Annotated in this window: 17 protein-coding genes; all 17 read right to left on the bottom strand. The window is 60.2% G+C overall.

The features are described from left to right. Positions 1 to 7 precede the first annotated feature (7 nt). The 17 genes from mtrB to hdrC all read right to left on the bottom strand — a co-directional run bounded on the left by mtrB (position 8) and on the right by hdrC (position 16,577). Complete coding sequence (mtrB, locus tag HWN36_RS04555; RefSeq protein ID WP_176788276.1) at positions 8 to 292, bottom strand: tetrahydromethanopterin S-methyltransferase subunit MtrB; 285 nt, start codon at positions 290 to 292, stop codon at positions 8 to 10. Beyond that, on the bottom strand, positions 292 to 1,152 hold the full coding sequence (gene mtrC / locus HWN36_RS04550; protein ID WP_176788275.1) for a tetrahydromethanopterin S-methyltransferase subunit MtrC: 861 nt from the start codon (positions 1,150 to 1,152) through the stop codon (positions 292 to 294). The genes mtrB and mtrC overlap by 1 nt, the downstream gene beginning before the upstream one ends. Position 1,153: 1 nt before the next feature. Beyond that, positions 1,154 to 1,993, bottom strand: coding sequence for a tetrahydromethanopterin S-methyltransferase subunit D (gene mtrD / locus HWN36_RS04545; RefSeq protein ID WP_176788274.1), 840 nt, complete (start codon positions 1,991 to 1,993; stop codon positions 1,154 to 1,156). After that, positions 1,990 to 2,889, bottom strand: a complete 900-nt coding sequence (mtrE, locus tag HWN36_RS04540; RefSeq protein ID WP_176788273.1) for a tetrahydromethanopterin S-methyltransferase subunit E — start codon at positions 2,887 to 2,889, stop codon at positions 1,990 to 1,992. The genes mtrD and mtrE overlap by 4 nt, the downstream gene beginning before the upstream one ends. A 234-nt stretch (positions 2,890 to 3,123) precedes the next feature. Next, positions 3,124 to 4,830 carry a coenzyme-B sulfoethylthiotransferase subunit alpha gene (gene mcrA / locus HWN36_RS04535; RefSeq protein WP_176788272.1) on the bottom strand — a complete coding sequence of 569 codons (1,707 nt, stop codon included), beginning with the start codon at positions 4,828 to 4,830 and terminating at the stop codon, positions 3,124 to 3,126. 5 nt (positions 4,831 to 4,835) lie between these two features. Then, positions 4,836 to 5,600: a coenzyme-B sulfoethylthiotransferase subunit gamma gene (mcrG, locus tag HWN36_RS04530; protein WP_176788271.1), complete on the bottom strand. Its 765-nt coding sequence runs from the start codon at positions 5,598 to 5,600 to the stop codon at positions 4,836 to 4,838. Between the two features lie 13 nt (positions 5,601 to 5,613). Continuing rightward, positions 5,614 to 6,243, bottom strand: a complete 630-nt coding sequence (gene mcrC, locus HWN36_RS04525) for a methyl-coenzyme M reductase I operon protein C (protein WP_004037744.1) — start codon at positions 6,241 to 6,243, stop codon at positions 5,614 to 5,616. A 2-nt stretch (positions 6,244 to 6,245) separates the two neighbouring features. Beyond that, a complete protein-coding gene (mcrD, locus tag HWN36_RS04520) occupies positions 6,246 to 6,716 on the bottom strand; it encodes a methyl-coenzyme M reductase operon protein D (protein WP_176788270.1) in 471 nt (156 codons plus the stop codon). Positions 6,717 to 6,728: 12 nt separating this feature from the next. Then, positions 6,729 to 8,036, bottom strand: coding sequence for a coenzyme-B sulfoethylthiotransferase subunit beta (gene mcrB / locus HWN36_RS04515; protein ID WP_176788269.1), 1,308 nt, complete (start codon positions 8,034 to 8,036; stop codon positions 6,729 to 6,731). 350 nt (positions 8,037 to 8,386) lie between these two features. After that, positions 8,387 to 9,187 (bottom strand): formylmethanofuran dehydrogenase subunit C, encoded by an 801-nt coding sequence (locus HWN36_RS04510; RefSeq protein ID WP_176788268.1) that lies wholly within the window; start codon positions 9,185 to 9,187, stop codon positions 8,387 to 8,389. 10 nt (positions 9,188 to 9,197) lie between these two features. Then, positions 9,198 to 10,907: a formylmethanofuran dehydrogenase subunit A gene (locus tag HWN36_RS04505; RefSeq protein WP_176788267.1), complete on the bottom strand. Its 1,710-nt coding sequence runs from the start codon at positions 10,905 to 10,907 to the stop codon at positions 9,198 to 9,200. 1 nt (position 10,908) lies between these two features. Then, positions 10,909 to 12,225, bottom strand: a complete 1,317-nt coding sequence (locus tag HWN36_RS04500) for a formylmethanofuran dehydrogenase subunit B (protein ID WP_176788266.1) — start codon at positions 12,223 to 12,225, stop codon at positions 10,909 to 10,911. Then, positions 12,225 to 12,626 carry a molybdopterin dinucleotide binding domain-containing protein gene (locus HWN36_RS04495; protein WP_176788265.1) on the bottom strand — a complete coding sequence of 134 codons (402 nt, stop codon included), beginning with the start codon at positions 12,624 to 12,626 and terminating at the stop codon, positions 12,225 to 12,227. The genes HWN36_RS04500 and HWN36_RS04495 overlap by 1 nt, the downstream gene beginning before the upstream one ends. Positions 12,627 to 12,644: 18 nt before the next feature. After that, positions 12,645 to 13,070: a hydrogenase iron-sulfur subunit gene (locus HWN36_RS04490; protein WP_176788264.1), complete on the bottom strand. Its 426-nt coding sequence runs from the start codon at positions 13,068 to 13,070 to the stop codon at positions 12,645 to 12,647. Beyond that, a complete protein-coding gene (locus tag HWN36_RS04485) occupies positions 13,071 to 15,086 on the bottom strand; it encodes a CoB--CoM heterodisulfide reductase iron-sulfur subunit A family protein (protein ID WP_176788263.1) in 2,016 nt (671 codons plus the stop codon). Between the two features lie 13 nt (positions 15,087 to 15,099). Beyond that, positions 15,100 to 16,002: a CoB--CoM heterodisulfide reductase subunit B gene (gene hdrB / locus HWN36_RS04480; RefSeq protein ID WP_246269846.1), complete on the bottom strand. Its 903-nt coding sequence runs from the start codon at positions 16,000 to 16,002 to the stop codon at positions 15,100 to 15,102. Further along, positions 16,002 to 16,577 (bottom strand): CoB--CoM heterodisulfide reductase subunit C, encoded by a 576-nt coding sequence (gene hdrC / locus HWN36_RS04475; RefSeq protein WP_176788262.1) that lies wholly within the window; start codon positions 16,575 to 16,577, stop codon positions 16,002 to 16,004. Before hdrC ends, hdrB begins: the two co-directional genes overlap by 1 nt. Positions 16,578 to 16,584: the final 7 nt, after the last annotated feature.

Below are 16,584 nucleotides of genomic sequence, written 5' to 3'. Positions count from 1 at the left end.
TTCCACCTCAGATCAGTGCGAAGACGATGATCCCCGCAATGAGCAGTCCTACAGCCATACCATACCAGAGGGCGGTGACGCCACCGGCGATGACCAGTGACTTCTCTCTGCCAGGGAATGAGGCAGCGAAGGCACCTTCACCGGAGAGCATGCCGACGAGGTCGTCGGTGTACTTCTCAAGTTCGGTGACCTTGTCGATCACCGGCTGGTACGAAACACCTGCCGTGGTGACGACGCCGACCATCGGGTCTACTACAAGCCCGAATTCGGGCAGTACGAGTACGTATCCCATCAGTCCTCACCCTTGGGTTCGAGAATCGGCTTAGCGTCGAGCCATGCGTACGCATCGCGCTTGCTGTATTCGATGTACTTGACAAAGGTGTAGTACCAGCCTGCAATGGCGACAACAAGCGAGATGATCGCTGCGAATGCGCTGACGAAGGCGAATGAGATGACAGCGACAACGATCATCGAGAGGAAGCCGCACTCTGCAGCGAGCGTGAGCGTCCGGTCCTGCTTCTCGCCGGGGCCGAGGCAGGCGTTGAACGGGTGCTGGAGAGCAATACCGCCAAGCATGAAAGAGACCGCGATCAGGCAGCCGCCGAGCAGCGAAGCCCCGAAGGACGTGGTCGAAAGGATGCCCAGGATCGAGACGGTCTTCACGGAGAGGGCGTCGAAACCGAAGCCGCCTGCCATGACGGCCGTAAGGCCGAGGATGACGATCGCACCGATGATGGCCATCTCGGTGAGCGAGCGGACCATGACCGGGATGTTCATGCGCATGACACCGTTTGCCAGGAAACCGCAGACACCGCCGACGATGGCGCCGAAGACGACGGCCATGATCGGAGTGAGGTACATGGCGTCAAAGCGGGTTGCAAGCAGCATGGCAATCACACCGGAACCGAAGGCGATCATGCCTGCGGACGGCACGCCGGTACCGATACCGTAGCTGCAGAGGTGCTTGATGGTGCTCGTGCCCCATACCAGAGCGAAAACAGCAGCAAGTCCGCCGAAGAACGAGAAGACCTCGGTTCCGGTGGCGCTGTTGAGATAGGTCAGGTACAGGCAGATGACCGAGCCAACAAGGCCGACTGCCATCAGCTTGTCGTGGGGTATGCCGCCGGTTGAAGCGGTAATTTGTACTGTCATTTTACACCACCACAATCAGAACTGCAAACAGGCCGCAGACTGCCGAAGCGACGGCACACCCGATGATTGCACGCGGGAAGCGCTTGAACTTCGGGTCGTGGGGCCCTTCAATCGTGCCCGTAATGTTGTACGCGGCAAGCACGGCGTTCACCAGGAACATGCCGACAGCGAAGATGCCTGCGAGTGAGACTGCGATCGGCAGGACCTCTTCTGCGCTTGCGTTGAACATTGCGGGAAGCATGGCCGAGTAGACCTGCAGGAGCTCATAGTAGATGAGCGTACCGCCGGCGCCGCCGAGCAGACCGCCGATCACACCGCCGACATAAGAGATGAACGGCAGGCCGTGACCTTCAGTGCCCTGTGACTTGTACTCCGCCTGGGAGTCGCCGGTGATCGGGTCCTTCGCGACCTTTCCTGATGCGGCCGGAATACCCATGCCAAAGATGTAGACGATGTTGACCATCAGACAGGTGATCGCCATCATGAGGCCGCCGCCGATAGCGCCTGCGGCGATGACGACAGCAATCCCGAATGCGGGGTTTGCTGCAGCCCATGCGCCGCCGAAGAGGCCGGCAAGGCCTGCACCGGCCGCGAGCATGGCCACACCGGTAGCGATACCGGGGGACTGGCCCATAGCGGCAGGTGCGCCGCCGACCGGGACGAAGTGGACACCGAAGCCGACGAGAGCGCCGCCGATGATCACGCCGATGACTGCCACAAGGGCAGGCGCCGCCATGACTGCGGTGATCGCGAGGGCTGCGATGATGATGACAATGCCGATGATGGACGCGGTCGGGTTGATGCCTTCGCCGCCGCCTTTTGCTGCACCAAGTGCGCTCATGCCGATGCCTCCTCAGCATTCGTGTACGGACCGTAGTTCTTGCGGGCCCAGGTCTCGATGTAGCGGTCGATGATCATGAAGATCAGGATGATGATGACACCGACGATAATGGCGCCCCAACCGCCGACGGCCTCCTCGAAGAGGACGGTCCTCCAGAGCTCGAGGAATACGATCAGCCCGAAGCAGACACCCGATGCCGGGCCGCCGAGCTTTGCGGTGAACCAGCCGTTGTCAAGGGAGCTGCGCTGACCGGCCTCGGCATACCGGACGATGTTGCCGGATGCGGAGATCGGAACGCCTGCGCCGAACATCTGGGACTGGTACTGCCGTTCCTTTCCATAGAAGGGGTTGCCGGTTGCAGAGCCTGCGGCACCGAGAGCGATGCCCCAGACGATACCGAGAAGAGGCAGCGGGAACGGGTGACCGAGAGCCGCGTTCATGAGGTAACACATCGACACGGTCGTGAATACCGCAACAAAGGCATGCGCCATCGTGACGGAGGTCACCGACTTGAGTAGGTCGATGTATACCGGTTGTTCAAACTTTGCCAGACTCGACGTCCTGCCAAGGTAGGCAGTCGCCGCATACACGCCCTGCACGAAGATTGCAAGTGAGGACGCAATAACAATAGCAAGCACCGGGTTCATGCCGGTTGCCATAAATGCCCAGGCCACGCCTGCGCCGATAGTGACCCACAGACCATATGCGGGCGGTTCACCGGATACAGCCTTGTTGTAAATCCGGTGAATATAGCCCATCTGCGGAGCCAACTGGACCTGAGAGTTCGGGTCACCCTGTGATCCGATGTTGGACTCAGTGTCCTCGGCAGCGCCGGCAACGGTAGCAAGAGCACCTGCCAATGCTGTTACTCCTACGCCTAATAATATGCTTTCCATTCATCTCCCTCCCAGCGCACAATTGATGCACGAGAGTTTTCACATTCGCGTTACCACACAGATGGAGTACAAACTCTTTGTGGTTCATTTAACAGTCGTTTATGATTTAATTAAATGTTTCGGAAAGTATTGGGAATACTCCCATTATTTGGTTTAAAACATCCAAATGGGGAAAATACTGCGACTTTCCGAATGCATAATTGCAGTAGGTAAAAAAAAATTGTGTAATGGGTTTTACTTTGCCGGGATGATCAGGGAGCGCTCGCCGGCCGGCATGTACTCTCTGATCGCACCCTTTGCGAACTCGCGCCTGGGTTCGGCGAAGTCGAACTTCAGCGCCGGGTCCGCGAAGGTGATCTTGATCAGCGGGTTCATCGACCATGCGTCGGCGCGCGTGTAGTGCGCACTGCCGACGATAGCGGCGTACTCGCCCTGGTGACCGACGTTCATCGCGTAGTTCGGGTAGTTCGGACCGCGGAACTCGCCGATCGCACCCTCGTCCGGGCGGACGGAGAGCGAGTTGGTCGAACCGCACTGGTCCTGCAGGTCGTAGCCGAAGAAGCCGAGGCGGCTCCAGCCTTCCTTGTGCATGAGCATCGAGAGGTACCAGCCGTTGAGACCGGCGTTCGAGTTGCCGGTGGCGATGGCGGTGGACAGGCCGGAAGCGGCGGCGATGACACCGGCACGCTGGGACCCGCCGAAGTGGTCCTCCATCATGGTCGGGAACTGCTCGTACTGCTCCATCGCGTTGAGGGTGACCTCGCCGGCGATGTCGTTGACGATCTCCTGGGTCGGCTTGACCTTGTCCGCTGCGGACGGGTGCTTCCAGTCGACTTTGTACTTGTCCTTGATGTAGTCCATGCCGTAGTAGGTGAACTCGTCGAGGATGTTGTCGGTGTACGCGGCGGTCGCATACTGGGTGAAGCCGACACCGCCGGACATGTACGATCCGAGCCAGATCTGGTCGAAGAGCATCGTGCCTGCACCGACGACCTCAAGGGACGCCCTTGCGGGGTCGTTGGGGTACTTGCGGTCGGCCTGGATCATGTCGGCGAAGTGGCCGAACTTGATGCCACCGGGCTCGTTCGGACCGCGTGCACGGCGGGCCGGCAGGATGTCGGCCATCTGAATGACGCCGGCGTGCTTTGCAGCGTAGGAGAGGTCGGCGACGGCCGCTTCACCGGCGCACATGCGGTACGCGGCGATGTAGGACATGCCGAGCTGCATCGCAGACCACCGGGAGGTGGTACCGCCGTCGCAGGTGCGGGAGACAATCGTCGGGATGTGAACGGCCTGGAACATCGACTTGCCGACAGCCGCCTTGAGGGCCTCCGCGGACTTCGCCGGGAAGAGCTTCTCGATGTTGAGGAGGAACTGGGGCTCGATGTCGTCGGCGAGTTCGTCGTCGCCGGTGAAGACCTTCACATAGCAGTCATCGGTGAGCGCCGGGTGGGTCTCGACCATGTGCTCCTGAACCACGGCTGCGCCGGGCATGGCGTGGTTGAGGATGTGCAGGTACTCGTTGATCGTCTCGGGGGTGACTTCCTTGCCCAGACGCTTCTGCAGGGTGGCGTGAGCGAGGTCCATGCCGACGATGATCGTCCGGCGGATGTCGTCCCAGAACTGCTGCATCGCAGCGTTGTTGACGAAGTGCAGGTCGTCGCCCTCCACGAAGACGCCGGTGCCGGAGACCTCGTAGGTCATCAGCTGGCGCTGGCCCATCGGGATGCCGCCAAGGTGGCAGCGCTCGGGGTCATACATGGAGATGCCACGCTGCATCTCGACGGCGCGGGACTCCTTGAGGAATTCCTGTTTTCTCGGGGACTGCTTGAGGCCGCCGAACTTGTAGAACTCTGCCTTCTCGGACTGGACGTCCTGTCCCTGGAACTTCTCCTTGAGCGCTTTCAGGAAGAGCTTCTGGGTTCTCTCAATCTTTGCCATGTGAATCAGTCCTCCTTCGGCATGAAGCCGTATTTCGTTCTCAGCGAGTGGATCCGCTGGATGTACTCGACGTACTCGGCGTCATCGCGGTACGCCGTTCCGGCGAGCGAGTGGAAGATGGTCGTGTGCGCCTTGAGCCAGTTGGTGTCCATCGGCTTGCCGACGTTGACCGCACGGTCGAGGGGCTCGCCGATCTGGTTCTTGACGTACTTGACCACGCCGTCAGCGCCGAGCACACAGCGCTGGAGCATGTCGAACATCATGCCGTCCTCTGCGAGACGGAGGGAGTGACCGTGCACGGTCGCACCACGGCAGGATACGAGAGCCGGGTCGAAGACCTCGGTGTTGATCAGTTCCTTGGAGTATCCTTCAAGGTCGCGCTCGCGGCACTCGACGATCTGACGGCCAGAGAGGGTGCCGGGGTCGATGCCGCGGAAGCGGTAGCACTCCATGTAGGTGCGCTGGTACGGCTGGGACGGGGCGTTGAACATCGAGTCAGCGAACTGGATGTAGCGGACGCGGTCGCCGGCCTTTGCACCCTCGGTCGGGGTGACGATCTTTCTGATCGGGCAGTTTGGCTCCTGCTGCTCGGCAAGGGGCGGGTGGGCGGTCGGGTAGGCCGCACCCGGGGCGCGGTGGCCAAGGATCAGGACGACGTCTTCATCGGTCACGTCGCGGATCTTCTCAAGCTTGTAGCCCGGGTTCATCTGCTTGCGCCTGTTTTCGGCGACAACAGAGGTTCCCGGTCCGAACTGTGGTTTATATGCCATAGATAATTTCACCTCAATACTTTTCTTCTTTCATTAGTCTGGTAACGGCTGCAATGACTTCGGCCATCTTCTCCCGTGTAGGTGTCTGACCTCTGGTGACCCCGGAGACGATTGCCTCCACGCGCCCTCTGGTCCTCACCTTATCAGGGGAAGGCATGACGAAGGCTGTTTTCACGCCTTCCTTTGCGAGATCCTCGTAGTCGATCGGTGCCTGGGAGACGACGACGGCCTTCACGTCGACGTGCTCCAGCATGAACCTGACCTTCTGCACCACATGCGACCTGACGTTGCCGTGGTGGAGGATTGCGACCTTATGCTCTTCGATCTGCTCAATCTCTTTCTCGGTAAGCCCGAAGTAGGCGCCAAGGACTGATCCGGCAATCTTTGGAGAGTCGGGTGGAACGCCGCTCCCCGCATTGAGCACGAGCGTGCTCACGGAGAACTCCACCCCCTCCCGTCTGAGAGCGGATGTGATGTCGCAGACCGGCTTTGTTACGTGCCGGCGTCCCGGCGACATGCCGACGACGATCACATCAGGGTGACGGCATTCGGAAATGGTGCCTCGCTGGGCGAGTCCTCCGCCCTTGCCCATTCCCATGCTCTCCCTGCAGTCCACTACCTGGGTTACCCTTCCGATTGGCATGGTTATTTTGTTCCCTGGATGATCAGGGGCCCTTTGCGGCTCTTCGGATCGGTGGTGCCGAGCATGACCTCGTCGGCATCGGGCCCGTACTTTGCATAATCTGATACGGTCGCCTGGGTCTTCATAAACTTCCCCTCAGATAATCCGTACGGGAAGTTCGTAAAGACCTCATCGCATGCTTTCCTGATGGGTTCGATAAAGGACCGGTCTTCAAGTTCGATCAGGATCGTCCCGACCTGCACCTGAAGCTCGACGTCCTGGTCCCCGGCACGGATCACCCTCCGCATCTGGTGCGGGTTGGGCAGACCGCGGGCCGGACCGTATGGGACGGTGGTGGGGAGGCGAGGTCCGTTCAGGATCAGTTTCCTGATCCCTCCGACCTCGAGTATCCGGCTGAGGAGTGCCTCAACTGTCTCCGGGTTGAGGAAACGCGCAGGCACTATCCTACACTGGGGATATACGGCTTCTGTCATCAGACTGCTACCTTATACTGCCTTTGCAATGTGCTGCAGGGGCTTTGCGAACTCTTCGATCTTGCCGTAGGTCTCGCCGTAGATCTTGGAAGTGCTCTCGGCAGAGAACATCTGGGTGCCGGCATCGAGGGCACAGGCGGCGACCACGCAGGGAATCGCGAAACCGGCGGAGTGCCTGGTCACGACGTGGTTGCCGTTGAAGATACCCGGACCGCCGCCACCGTAGATCGAGTGGCTGAAGAACGAGAACCCGACAGCAGTACCCATGACACGGCCGTAGTCACAGCCGGGCAGCCCGGTCTCGTGCTCGAGCAGGTCGTTGAAGTACAGCAGGGTCGAGGAGACGGCCTGGGCGAACCGGCCCGCACCACAGTTCACCATGGTGGCGGCGAGGGTGCCCGCGGCAGCGTAGGCGTTCCAGAGCATCGGGTCCTTGGTGTCGTAGAACTGGAAGTATCCGCCCTTCTTGCCGGGCATGATGACCTTGTCCTCGATCGCACGCTCGACCAGGGACTGGACGACAGTACCGACGGTGCCGGTTGCGCCGTTCGCCTTGACAAGGTCGTAGACCATGTTGTTGGCGTTCAGGCCCTGGTAGGCATAGCCGAGGAGCTGTGCACGCTCGAAGGGTCCGATGGAGTTGCCCATCTCCCACTGGCCGGCCTGCTCGAAGGTCGAAGCGAGCGCAGCGCCCTGCATGGCGTTCCTGCCCGTGATCATCACGGTGTGGTTCGCCGGGATGTTCCTCAGGGCAAAGCCGAGGCCTTCGTTGTTCTGCGGGATCGACAGAATGGACTGGACGTTCGCACCGGCCATGTCCATGGTCTGCGGGTAGGTACCCCATACCGCCGACTTGATGATGCCGGCGTCAAAGGGCCCGACATTGTACTGGTCGATGAGGGCGTAGGTGGTGGCCGCGGCGACCGAGGTGATCGCAGCGTCGTAGGTGGCTGCCGCCTCGATACGCGCCTTCGGGACCTCGACAAGGAGCAGCTTGCCGCCGAAGTTCTTGATGACAGTGTCGTCGCCCTCGGCGACCGAGACCATCTCCTTGATCCTGGCGATGATCGCGTCGCTGTCCTTGACGACGCTGAGGTCGAGGGTGCGCCCGGGGATGATGTTTGCCTTGCCGCCGACCGCACCGGTCTTCACACCGTTCTCAATGCCTGCGAGGTTGACCGCGACGGTCCTCTTGGTGAGGTCCATCATCTTCTTGATCGCAGGGTTCACAACCGGGCTGACCTTTTCGAGAGCGACACCGCTCTTGAGGAGCTTGCCCTCATCGTCGTAGAGGTCGATCGTGTCTGAATATTTTGCCATATAATTCCTCCAGATTTGGGTTTGTTACAATACAATACGGTTACTGTGCGCTGAACACTAAATGAATCGCTGACAATCGCTGATGGGTACTACTGCACGTCCCTCAGGGGACAATTGCATATTCCTCATCTCGCCATATAAGGGTTGTGATTCACGGGGCCTTGTGACATTTTATATGTATTCTGATATATGGTGAAATTGAAAGAATCTTCAGATAGAGTTTTTATAGGCCTGGCGCTCCCGCTCCAACGTGTGAGTTCTACCTGTGCGGGTGTTACGTAATAATATGCTTATGTGTAGAGTATATTACCTCTGCCTGCGCTTCGTTTTTTTGAAAAAAAGAGATTGAATTAGTATTTTTGATAAATTTTGCCGTAGATGACCTCGCCTTTCCGCTTGCCGTGGCGCTCCCCCATGTCGCCCTCATAGAGAGCGAAGGTGGCCCTGGTGCCGTCGACCTCGAGGTCGACGTCTTTGCGGTAGACAAAGCCCGGCATCATGACGTCGATGGTGCCGAAGACATAGATGTCTCCCTTGACCATCTGGCCGCCGATCTTGGACTTGCCGTTGCCCTTGATGATGATGGTGCCGCCCTCGGCGTGCGTGGCGACATGAACATCGGCGTCGCCTTCGACGATGATGGTCCCGCCGTTCATGAAGTAGCCGATATCAGAACCGGCGTTGCCCTTCACGCGGATGGTGCCGCCCTGCATCCCCCTCCAGTCGCCGCGGTATGCGGCGCCGAGGTAGTTGCCGGCGTTGCCGCCGATCTCGAAGATCCCGCCCTTCATGCCGGTGCCTGCGAAGGCGTCGACGTCGCCCTTGACGACGAGTTTGCCGCCTTCCATCCAGGCCCCGGCGTACATGTCGGCCGAGCCCTCGATCAGGACCTCGCCGGCGGTCATCTTCATTCCGATGTACTTCACGCGGGAGGCGTCGCCCTTGATGACGATCTTTGTCTCAGCAGCGGTCGCGCCGCCTTTGCCCGCAACATCGAAGTAGGTTCCGAGTTTGGCGGTCTCCCTGCCCTCAAAGACCGGGAGATCGGCGATCTCGGCAGCGCTCTTGCCTGCGAAGGCGTCAGGGGTGATCTTTTCAGCCTCAAGACGGAGATCGGGCTGTTTTTTAATGGTCAGTGTAACTGTCTCCATCATCATCACCTCACTGGGTCGCGTCCACCTCGATGCGGAACGGGTTTCTGAGGTAGCCTTCTTCATGCACCTCGTAGTTTGCCTCGCTGACTGTGTAGTACTTGAGGAACTTCTCGGTGATATCGCGCCTGACCTGCGGGTTGTCGTTGACCTTTACGTCCACCCACAGTGTCCGCTTCCTGCCGTTGCTGAGGATGTCGCCGTCTCTGACGACCATCTCGCCGGCCTTGAAGAGGTATGCGGCGTTCCCGAAGGCCTTCTCGATCAGCTCGGGGTCGTCGGCGGTCTCGGGGTTGTAGTCATAGACTGCAACATCTCCTTCCATGCCGACCTTGAGGCTGCCGTACATGTGACCGAGGCCGAGTGCCTTTGCCGTGCCGGCCCGGGTCATCTGGGCGATCTCGTAGAGATCCAGTTCGCGGTCGAGTCCGGCGATGAACGTGGCGTCCCTGACCTTGTCGCCGTACTTCATGGCGTCAATCTGGGCCTCACGCGCCTTCTGGCTCATCAGCCACTTCATGACCCGCGGGTACCTGGTGAAGGGCCCGGCGTTCGGGTGGTCGGTGGTGATGAAGACCCGCATCAGGTCCTTCGCCATCAGGGCGAGTTCAAGACCGATGGCCCACTGGATGCCGCAGACCTTGATGTCGGGCGAGTAGATGTACGGGACGATCCCTGCAGCAGTCTCGAGCTCCACATCGCGGTTTGCCCACTTCAGGTGGTTCAGCTCGGTGAGGTGGTGCTCGAACGGCCCGTCTGCGGTCATCGTCGTCGTCTCGTCCAGGGTGACCTGCCCGATATCGATGGTCAGGTTGTCGTGGGCGTTGACGTAGTCCATCATGACGTCGGCCTTCGACTCGAAGTTGCCCCAGTTGTCGCCTCCATAGGAGTGGAACTGGACGTGGGTGTGGTGCATCACCTGGCTGCGCCCGAACGAGTCCTTCGGCTTCTCGCCCTCAAAGAGCTTGAAGGTGTCGAGCGTGGTCTCGTAGTTGCCCGGGTTGCCCAGGTTGTTGGTGTGGATGTGGATCGAGTGCGGGAGCTTGAGGTACTCGTTCGCCTCCATCAGGCCCTTCATGATCTGGGCCGGGGTGATGTCGAAGTACGGGACCGGGTCGTGGATCGAGTTGCAGTTCAGGCCCCAGCCCCATGCTTCGGTCCCTCCGGGGTTGACGATCTTGACCGCATAGCCCCTGGTGGTCTGCAGCAGCCACGAGATGTACGCCGCCGTGTTCTCCAGTTCGTTGTTCTTCAGGTACTCGAGGACGAACCAGTTGTTCCCGAAGACCGGATATGCACCCTCGTCGATGATCGGGGTGTCGCGCATCTCTTCATGGACGTGGCGGGCGTACAGGGGCGGCATTGCCGCTTCCATGACGGTGCCGTAGCCCATGCGGGCGTACTCGTAGCCAGTCTTGAAGGTGGTCGGGATCGAGAAACCGCCCGCCATCCTCATTGCGCCCTTTCCGGCCTTGTAGGTGAAGAGCTTGTCTTCAGGACGGAAGTTCCGGCCGGCGTTGACCTTCGGGCCGGCGACGTGGGCGTGGATGTCCACACCGGCCGCCATGACCGTCTTGCCCGCGGCGTCGATGACCTGCGGGTTTGAAAGGGCGGTCGACTCGACGATCTTGCCGTCCTTGACGGCAATGTCGGTCCTGTCGCCTTTGATCCCGAGCACGGGGTCGAAGACGAATCCGTTCTTGATCAGGTATTCTGCCATCTTATGCTACCCCTTTGATCTCTTTGATGCGCTTGAGCACCATTTTCAGGAACTCTTCGTCGGTGAGCATGCCTTCGGGAGCATCGACGACCTTGCGGGCGTGGATCGGGACGGCGTCCATCCGATAGGTGCAGCCTCCCACCTCGACGCCCACGAATGCGACCGGCATGTGCAGTTTGCAGACTGCCGTGGTCGGGGTGTAGTGCGGGTCGACGCAGACTGACGGGAGGTTCGCGATCTTCTTCACCGACGAGATCGGGAAGTGCGCCCCCGGGTCAGAACCAAGGACAAAGACGGCGTCCACTTCGTCGCGGCGGAGAAGATCGTTCGAAGACGAGTCGCCCGGGTTGTAACGGGCAAAGCCGCGCGAGAGGTCGACCGAGAACGGGTAGCCGAACTGCCAGCCCAGCACCTCGCCGGAGCCAGTGACGTTGTAGTGGCCCCGCATCGGCATGATGGCCGCTTTCGTGTGCTCGTTGAGGTCCTTGGTGAGCATGATGGCGATGTCGATGTTGTGGTTCTTCGAGAGCGACTGCGTGACGCCCATACCGAAGAAGATCACGACAAACCGACCGCTCTTGAGCGTCTCGGCAGCATCGATGATCGTCTCTCTCGGGATGCCAGCGACCTTCTCCGGGAGCGGTGCGCCGCGGAGGGCGACACGCAGAGCGCTGAGGAGTTCGTAGTCGCGGCCCTGCTCGAGCTGCATGTGGATGTCGGCCATCTTTGCGGTGTCGGTGGTCCGCGGGTCGACGACGATCATCTTCCGTGCCTTGTGGCCCTTCCCGGTGAAGAAGCCGCGGGGGAAGATCGAGTACCTGCTCATGTGGCGCGGGTGCGCGTGGGCAGGGTTGCATCCCCAGAAGATGATCCGGTCGGCACGGTTCTTCACCTCACCAAGAGTGCAGCTCGGCACACCGACGTCCTGCACGGCGATCAGCGTGGTGCCGTGGCAGACGGTTGCGGTGTTGTCGACGACTGCGCCGCAGAGTTCGGCAATCTCGCCGCCGATGCTCTGCGCCTCGCAGTTTGTGGAACTCCAGCCGTACATCAGCGGTTTTTTGGCTTTGGCGAGCATCTGAGCGGTGTACTCGACAGCCTCGTTGATAGAGACCTCGCTCCAGTTGCCCTCTTCGTCCTGTTTCATGGGGACCTTCAGGCGGTCTTTTGCCTGTGAGTGCAGGAACTTCTCCGTTCCGATGACGCAGGCATTGTAGACCTCAAGGATCTGCTTGTCGTCGTCGGTGACCTTGACTTCAAGGTCGTCGCAGAGCGTTCCGCAGAACGGACACACCACATCAGTTACGATTTTTGCCATTAGATCTCACCCCTGCATGCTTTCCTGACAAGGTCGAGCCCTTCGAGAACGGTCTCGCCGTTTGCGACATCGACCTTCACCGGCACGCCCTTGAAGGTGGGCATCCCGGTGGAGTAGGTGTTCGGGCTGATGACCTGGTTTGCCCACGGGCCCATGGGGATGAAGGCGAGGCCCGGGTGGGGGCCCTGGGTTGCCTGCACGGCCTTGACAACGACGCTGCCGTATTCGCTGGTTACACGGACGTTGGTGTTTCGCCATGCACCCAGGCGCTTGAAGTCGGCATCATCCATCTCGATGATGCCGCAGGCCCTGGTGTAGGCGGGCTTTTCCTTCCCGCCTTCCATGGACACACCCTGCTGGATTGTCCGGCCTGATATCAGATTCAATTCAATTTCTGGCACCGTTTCAACCTCCGTGGTTTACTGTTGCAGCTGGTTTAAGGGGCTCGGGCCGAGGTCCTTGACGGTCTTGACGACGTCTTCGATAACCTTTGCCCACTTTGCGCCCTCGGATGCCGATACAAAGGTCATCCTGAGGCGGTTGTCTTCGATACCGAGGTCCTTGAGGACGCTCTTCATGAGGAACATCCGCTTGGCGCACTTGTAGTTGCCCGCAATGTAGTGGCAGTCGCCGAAGTGGCAGCCGGAGACGAGGACGCCGTCGGCGCCGTCGGCGAAGGCCTTCATGATGAAGAGCGGGTCGACACGCCCGGTGCACATCACACGGATCGCACGGACGTCAGGCGGGTACTGGATACGGGCCGAGCCCGCAAGGTCGGCGCCGGCGTAGGAACACCAGTTGCAGATGATCGCCAGAATCTTAGGTTGCCATTCTCCTTCTGCCATTTACTGTTCACCTCCAAGGAGGAATGCATCAATCTGCGCAACAATCTGCGGAGTGGTGAAGTGCTGCATGTAGATCGCACCGCCCGGACAGAATCCGCCGCAGGTGCCGCAGCCCTTGCACTTTGCCTCGGTGACGTGCATGACCGTTCTGCCGTCCTTCTCGATGAGGTCGAGAGCGGAGTACGGACAGAGGTTCACGCACATGCCACAGCCAGCGCACTTCTCTTCAATGCACTGGGCGAAGTAGGGCTCGAGCTCCACCTTGCCCATGTGGATCGGGATGGACGCTGCAGACGCAGCACCTTCGGCCTGGGCTACGGTGTCGGGGATATCCTTCGGACCCTGACAGACACCGGCGAGGAATACGCCGGCGGTCGTGGTGCCGCAGGGGTTCAGCTTCGGGTGGGCTTCGAGCATCCAGCCGTCCTGTGAGCAGGAGACGCCGAACATCTTTCTTACTGTGTCGACGCCCTGAGTCGGCTCGACTGCGGCGGCGAGGACGACCATGTCGACGACCATGTCGACAGGCTGACCGAGGAGGGTGTCCTCTGCATAGACGTGAAGGTTCTTGGTCTTCGCGTCTTCGAGGATGTTTGCCACACGGCCGCGGATGAACTTCGTGCCTTCATCCTGGATGCGGTAGTAGAACTCCTCGTACATCTTGCCAAAGGACCTGATGTCCATGTAGAAGATGTAGGCCTGACATCCGGGGATCTTCTCGGTGATCTGGTGGGCGTGCTTGAGCGAGTACATGCAGCAGAAGCGGCTGCAGTAGGGCTTGCCGACGCCGGTGTTGTCACGGGAACCCGCACAGAGGACGAATGCGACCTTCTTCGGGGTTGCACCGTCGCTCGGCCGGATCAGGTGGCCGCCGGTCGGACCGGACGCACAGATGAGCCGCTCGAATTCGAGCGAGGTGATGACGTTGTCGAACTGTTTGTAGCCCCACTCGCGCTTCTTCTCGATCGGGAAGGCGTCGTAGCCGGTGGCCAGGATGACGGTGCCGACCTTGACGGTCTCGAAGGAGTCTTCCATGTTCAGGTCGATCGCCTTCTTCTCGCCGCATGCCTCGACGCACAGGCCGCACTTGACGCAGGAGTCGAAGTCGATCGTGTAGATCAGGGGGACGACCTGCGGGTGGTAGATGTAGATCGCCTTTCTGGGCTTCATGCCGAACTCGAACGGGTTCGGCTTGATGACCGGGCAGACCGCATCACAGTCGCCGCAGCCGTTGCAGCCGCCGCCGACGATGCCCTTTGCCGTGGCCTCGGTCGGGGTCATGACGCCGCGTGCCTTCTTCCTGAGGGTGATGTCGAAATTGCCGATATAACCTTCGACAGCCTCGACCTCGGTGTAGGTGTGGAGCTCGATGTTCGGGTGACGTCCGACGTCCACCATCTTCGGGGTGAGGATGCACTGCGAACAGTCGAGGGTCGGGAAGGTCTTGTCGAGCTGGGACATGCGTCCGCCGATCGTCGGGGTCTTCTCGATGAGGTAGGTCTTGATCCCGGCGCTCGCAAGGTCGAGCGCTGCCTGGATGCCGCCGACACCTGCGCCGACGACCATGGCGGCGTGCTCGACCGGCACGCTCTTGGGGTAGAGGTCCTCAAGGAGCGCAGCCTTTGCGACGGCGATCCTGACGGCGTCCTTTGCCTTTGCGGTGGCGCCCTCGTAGTCGTGCATGTGCACCCACGAGTTCTGCTCACGGATGTTCGCCATCTCGAACCTGAACGGGTTCAGGCCGCCCTCTTTCGTGGCCGTCCTGAAGGTCGGCTCGTGGAGACGGGGGGAACAGGCGGCGACGACGATACCGGTGAGGTCGTGCTCCTTGATCGCATCATCGATCTTTTTCTGGCCCGGTGTCGAGCACATGTACTGGTACTCGTCGGCCACGATCACACCGGGGAGGGTCCTGGCGTAGTCCTGTACCGCCTTAACGTCGAGAGACCCTGCAATGTTGGTACCACAGTGGCACACAAACACACCAATTCTGGGTTGTTTCTTTTCTTCTGCCATTGATATTCCTCCCTTACAGGATCTTGTCCAGGAACGGTTTGCAGTCGATGCCGTGGAGGTCGAGTGCAAGCTCCTGGGGGCTCATGCCCTGGGCAAGGCCCAGCAGTTCGTTGTAGTGCAGAACCGGAATGTTCCATTCGATCCCGAACTTTTCCTTGATCTCGATCTGGCCGCGGTCGTACTGGAGCTGGCAGAACGGACAGACTTCGGTGATGGCGTCCGCGCCTGCTTCAGTGACATTGATCAGCTTCTCGTTGGTGATGTCCAGCGAGTGGGCGAGATCGAAACCGCGGACACCGCCGCCTGCACCGCAGCACTGCATTTTGTTGCGGTACTGGACGGACTCTGCGCCGAGGGCGTCGACGAGTTCTTCGATCCACATCGGGTTCTCGGCGTCGGTGAACCGGCGCTCTTTGATGGGCTTGAGAAGGTGGCAGCCGTAGTGGACGGCGATCTTCGTGCCGGTGAGCGGACGGACGACCGACTCGCGGATCTTCTCGACGCCGCAGATCTTCGGGTCGTAGTAGAGTTCGGCGAGGTGGTAGACATCGATAGAGCCCTTGAACTCCATGTCGATCTCGGCGAGCACTTCGTTGACGCCGTCGCGGAGGTCGTCATGCTCTTTCAGCCGCTCATTGACCTCGTAGATCGACTTGTAGCAGCCGTTGCAGATCAGGGTGATGTCTTTGCCCATCTCCTCGGCGAGGCAGATGTTCCTGGCGGCCATTGCGTACCAGACGTTGAGGTCGATGGAGCCGAATGCGCCCGGCGCCGGGCAGCAGCTTGCGCCCTTCAGCGGGAGGAGCTCGATGCCCAGCGCCCTGCTCGTCTTGATGGCGGCGGCCTCACAGCCGGGGTACCGGTTCGGTGCGATGCAGCCGAGGAAAAATGCATACTCGTGCATACCGTTGTGCATTAGTGCTCACCCTCTGAGAGGATTCTGTCTGCGTTCTCTTTCATCTTGTAGTGGTCCATGATCTTCTGGATGCCCGGAATGAACTCGGGGTACTTGTGGGTCGTCTCAGGTTCGGCCTCGAGACCGAGTTTCTGGCGCGCCGCACGGTTTACGTCGTTGTTCGGCACACCGTGGCCGGTGGTGTAGATGAGCTGGACCGTCTTGAGGAAGTTCCTCGGGATGATGTCCCACTTGAAGGCCAGGTTGCGCATCGCCATGATGATGTCGGTCGGGGCGATGTCGCGCGGGCAGCGGTCGGTGCAGCTGTAGCAGGTGGTGCAGAGCCAGAGGTCCGGGTCGGTCAGCGCTTCTCTCTCCAGTCCCATCACTGCACGGCGGACGAACTTCCTGATCCGGTAGCTCGAGCGGGGGGCCGAGGGGCAGGAACCGGTGCAGGTACCGCACTGGTAGCACATGTGTGCTATTGTGCGTCCAATCCGCTCGACTTCCTTGGTGAATTCGGGGTTGTCCGCAGCGTGATAATACCTGTCCTGGAATTTCTTTTCCATTGCAGGGTCATTATATCCTTTTGCCATGTTCACT

Source organism: Methanofollis tationis, from assembly GCF_013377755.1.
Lineage (GTDB): Archaea > Halobacteriota > Methanomicrobia > Methanomicrobiales > Methanofollaceae > Methanofollis > Methanofollis tationis.
The sequence above is the reverse complement of the archived record's forward strand: the minus strand, read 5'-3'. Positions and strand labels throughout refer to the sequence as shown.